The organism is Metabacillus niabensis (genome assembly GCF_902829255.1).
Classification (GTDB): Bacteria; Bacillota; Bacilli; order Bacillales; family Bacillaceae; genus Metabacillus; species Metabacillus niabensis.
In genome coordinates, this window is the sequence record NZ_CADEPK010000319.1 from 1 (window position 1) to 4,963 (window position 4,963).

Sequence of the window (4,963 nt, forward strand, 5' to 3'; positions counted from 1 at the left end):
CTTTTATATCTTTATATGAAACATTTTTTATGTCTAACATCTCTTCTACCATTGTGGCTAATAGCTTTTGAGTTCCAAATACTTCATGACAGCAGCCTATTGCTTTAATCTCAGGGAAAGTTTCATATAAGGTTCTTACACATAGGCTCATAGGATTCGTATAATTAATAACCCATGCATTTGGTGCAAACTCTTTAATTTGATTAGCAATTTCAACAAAAATTGGAATTGTACGCAAGGCGCGAACTAATCCACCAGGGCCAATCGTATCTCCAACAGACTGATAAATTCCGTATTTTTCTGGCTCATGTACATCTGACAACATTTCAGAAAAAGTTCCAGGCAAAATGGAAATAATGACAAAATCAGCATCGACAAGAGCTTCCTCCATCGTTTTGACTGCTTGATACTTCCATTTTCCGACAACATCCTCTCTGTCATAAAGACGATTTCCGATCATTTCATTTTGTCGTGCTGCATCATAATTTAAATCATAAAGCTTAACTGTACCAGATAAATTTTTTTCTAATGCAAGATCACTCATTAAGCCCCAAGCCCAGCCTCTTGAGCCACCACCAATATAAGCAATATTAAGATTTTTCCCCAATGTTAACGTGTTCATTTTTGTCCTCCCTTTATTCCTTTTAAAACAAAATGATGAGTTCATCCTCGAAGATTATATGTTGTTTTTAAGGCAAATTCATCTACTTTCTACTAGTGTTTTATAGTTGGATTTGACAAGAAACGATTACAGTTTAATTGTAAAGTTTTTTTCACATTTATATGCTTATGATAATAACTGATACCTGCCTTTTAAGCTGCTATAAACATATAGTATCCTAAAAACCCCAACATTGTTAACGTGTTCATTTTTGTTCATAGTTTTAATTAAGAATTGTGTTAATCTTCGAAGATTACTTCTCTTGATTATTTAATTCGTTATCTAACACAGTAATCCTTCCTTTGCTTTCAATTATTTTTATAAATTTAGGACGTTCATTCGGTGATTTATTTGGTGAATGTAATGTTAACATGAGGTTTCCATTAAATGTTTGAAAAATCATACCATGACCGCCATCGTTTTTGTAAATCGGTATTTCGTCATGAAGCCAAGGACCAGTAATTTTCCCGGTTAACGACCTAGATATTCCTTGTGCATAGACATTATTGACAAAACTTGCCCATAGCATCATTAAGTCACCATTTTCAGCTTGATATATAAATGGACCATCTGTTACATAATTTGTTTTTGTTGTTCTCTTTGGATGTGAAAAAGCTGTTGGCCAGCTTGCTTCAGATGCACGAAATAATATTATTGGATCAGCAACTGCTTCTTTTAAATTGTCTGATAATTTAACAGCACATATTTCTCCATCTGCAACCTCCACCCATTCATGACAAAAAATCATCCAAGGTTGACCTTCTTTATCAACATAAAGAGTTCCATCAAGCGAATCCCATTCTTTTGGCGTTATAGGTCCGATACTATGTGGTTCAAATGGTCCGATTAAACGTTCAGAACATAGTATTGCAGTTCCGCGACGTTGATTATCCTTTCGTAAAAATGTCGCAAACATATAATACTTTCCTCGATATTCATGAACCTCAGGTGCCCAGAAATTCTCCTCAGAGTAAAAGCTGTCATTTGCTCTAAAAACAGGAAAAGGTCCTTCCCAATTTTCAAGATCAGTCCCTATATAAACATCAAACCCAGTCCCCTTTCTCCAAATATTTTTATCAGTGCTTCCATATAAATAGTACTTTCCATCGAGTTGATTTGGAAAGATAAATGGGTCTCTTATTTGAATTGAATGATTTTTCAACACCATTATTTCTCCTTTCTGGATTCAATTTTTTTATTCCATTGTTAAATTTTCTTTATACACTCACATCTCATTAGTAAGAGACTATCTTAATGGATGGAGTCCCTCAGCTTGAATTACCCATTCTCCGTTCTGTGGGAATCCTGGTGCGTGCTCTGTAATTGCACCCTCCCAACCACGTGCCATCATTGCGACGGCTGTCAATAAGCCACCGTTTCCAGGTAGATATGCCGTCAAACTTGGACTTTGATAATTATGTCCATTAGGCAAATATGTGTTTTTAGTAGCATTCATTAAAAGAAATTCAATCGCTAGCTCCGGTTCACCTAGGCGTGCAGCTGTCATGGCGCACATAGGAAAGTCCCAGCCCCATGCACTTTCCCATTGCCATTCATTGCGAACTTTCTGTAGTGTTTGTTTCATGATTTTTTTATCGATTAAGCTTCCGGGCAAAATTCCTAACGCTCCAACCATCGATGGGTGGTCATGATTATATGAGGTAAATGTATCCAGACATCCTTCATGTGCAAGATAAACACCATTATGTTGTGGTGGAGAAGCTATGTTTTTGATTATTTCCTCCCATTTTGCTGGAACAGGTTCATTAAGACGTTCTAGCCACTTTTTAGCAATCGTTAAACCATATTTCCAATATTCAAGCTCATACGGTGGATTAAAACTTGATTCCGGTTTATGGCATTCCTGTGCTGGAATTAATGGCGGGCCAAGTATAAATGCATGTTTTTTAGCATCCCATACGGAGAAAGAAGCCATAAAATTAGCTGTTTCGATGACAATTCCTCTCCACTTCTCTACTATATCCTTTGAAGGATTTTCCTGATATAAAAGCTCAAGCAATGACAGGAGATGTGGTTGCTGCCAAATTAATACTGGTGCAATTGGTGAAGGACTTTGTCTTCCATCAATCCCGACCATTTTTGGCCACCGCGCACCTTTATAGCCTTGAGATGTCGCTAATTCCTTGGCAATTGGCAATATCCTTTTATACCATTGTAAGCTTTTCTTTAATAAATGCCCCCTTCCCCACAATGGAAAATGGGCTCCGTGCCACCAATGCATTTCTAAATGAAACTTCCCAAACCAGCTATTATACATATATCCGGTTTCTTGAGGTGGGCTTGATCCACTGCAATGAATCGCAGTAAGAAATTGCGATAAAATAACTCTTCTTTCTAGCTCATTTGCTCTTTCATCACTACTTTTTGAAAAATCAATAGCAGCCCCACTGTTCCAAAATGTAAACCAATAATGTTTACTTTCCGCTAATATTTCGTCAAATGAATAAGGGTTTCTTCCTTCTTTTGAAAAAGAAACCGAAAATGTAAGCTCCTCTGTTTCATTCGTTGGAGTAAGCCAATATTCATGCTCATTAACTGTTCGAATAACCCCAGCACTCCATTGCCAACTAACAAAATAGTTATCTTCATCCATTATCCTATAAAGCTTTAAAGCATTTGTGTTCTTTTCTTTTATGATCGTTTTATGGGCATTATTATCCTGCCAATTTAAGTGAATCGACTCCTCCCATATCTTAGAATTCATAGTCGGTGCAGGAAATCGAATCATAATTTGCAGTCTTTCATTAGTGATTAGTGGAGAAATTACTTTTACAGCTACCTGATCACGAGTTGGATGACATACTGTTGTGACAAAAACAGGTTGATTTTCAACAGTAAATTCACTAAGCAAGACCCCTTCCCATAAATTGAGCTGTTGTTTAATCGCTGTTATATCATGAATCTCTACTTGCTTGTAATTCTCTTTTAATAAGCGAAAAGAGATTTGCCCTAGCTGAAGTCTATGGGGATTTTGTCTTAACCAATGGTAAGCATCTTCACTATCTTCAGAATAAAGTGGATATGCAACATTGCGATTATGAAAGCTGAACGTTTTCTGCTTTATATCTTCTAAACGATATTTTGTTTGAGAATCTGTATAATGCCAGCCCCATTCAGACTGTGTACCTAATGGAACATCGTATTCATTTGGAAAAGTTTGCAGACCTGTGAAATCAGCTGTGAATGCGAACTCTCCATTCCCTACGGATAAAGGTGATAAAGGTTCGACTCGATAAATTAATGGATTATGTCTACTAACTAATTTTTTTCGATCGATCAACATCTTCACCCCTTACATTTTATAAAACTCGGATGGACTAACCCCTGTTATTGATTTGAATACTTGGCTAAAATAAGTGGGATTTTGATACCCGACCATTTCACTTACTTCATAAACCATATAATGCTGCTGACGTAATTTTTCCTTTGCCTTTTCAATTCGAAATCTATTTAAATATGTTACAAAGGTCTCACCTGTTACCTTTTTAAATAACTGGGATAGATAGTTTTTATTCACATATAAGGAATCAGCAATTTCTGCTAGGGTGATTTCTTGATCATAATAATTTTGGACGTATTCCTTCACTCCTCTAATAAGCTTATTGCTTTTCTTTCCGATAAGCTCATCTTTCACTTGATTATGCCATTCAACAAGCTTAGAGCTCATCCAACTCATTAAATCCTTTGAAGTATGCTGCTGATAAATTAACATAACATTCTCTGCCATTTTAAACGAATTTTCTGTCGCCCGTTCTTCCGAATAGTATTCAAGCATTAACGCATTAATAATGCTAAAACAAATATTTTGAACAATGTACAATGGTGTATTTTCCGTCATCACATATGTTTCGAATTTTCCCCAAATTTTTAATATATGATTATATTCCTTGTTAGAGATAGCAGTTTTTATTTCTTTTAATGTATCAAAAGGATAAGAAAATCGATCATTTTCATTTTTACTTTTAATTTCATCATATGTAATAACCTGATTAATTTCTTGATATTCAGCAACTTCCAACGCTTTTTGGCTTTCTAGAAAACTATTATTTAGCTCGTTCAATCCTTTTTTCTCCTGACCTACACCAACATTTGATGATAGCTTCAAATAGCGAAGGATGTTTTCAATTAATATTTGTGAGAGATGGCAGCTAAACTTTGTTAGGTTAACGGTGTCTGCTTTCGCAATAAATACAAGAACAAAACTTGAATCTGAGTAATCAATGATGTTTACCTCTGCTTTATCTAACATTTCCTCCTCACCTGAGATTATCTCTCTCATAA

4 protein-coding genes are annotated in these 4,963 nt (G+C 35.6%); all 4 read right to left on the reverse strand.

The window, feature by feature from the left end; translation table 11 throughout:
* Nucleotides 1–622 (reverse strand): family 4 glycosyl hydrolase (locus HU235_RS18295; protein WP_459213478.1); only part of this gene is annotated, 622 nt, incomplete at its 3' end.
* A 292-nt stretch (nucleotides 623–914) separates the two neighbouring features.
* Nucleotides 915–1,826: a glycoside hydrolase family 43 protein gene (locus HU235_RS18300; RefSeq protein WP_233452277.1), complete on the reverse strand. Its 912-nt coding sequence runs from the start codon at nucleotides 1,824–1,826 to the stop codon at nucleotides 915–917.
* Nucleotides 1,827–1,907: 81 nt separating this feature from the next.
* Entirely contained in the window at nucleotides 1,908–3,965 is a 2,058-nt protein-coding gene (locus HU235_RS18305; protein ID WP_174881139.1) for a glycoside hydrolase family 65, read from the reverse strand.
* Nucleotides 3,966–3,974: 9 nt separating this feature from the next.
* Nucleotides 3,975–4,963 (reverse strand): helix-turn-helix transcriptional regulator (locus HU235_RS18310; RefSeq protein WP_217451457.1); only part of this gene is annotated, 989 nt, incomplete at its 5' end.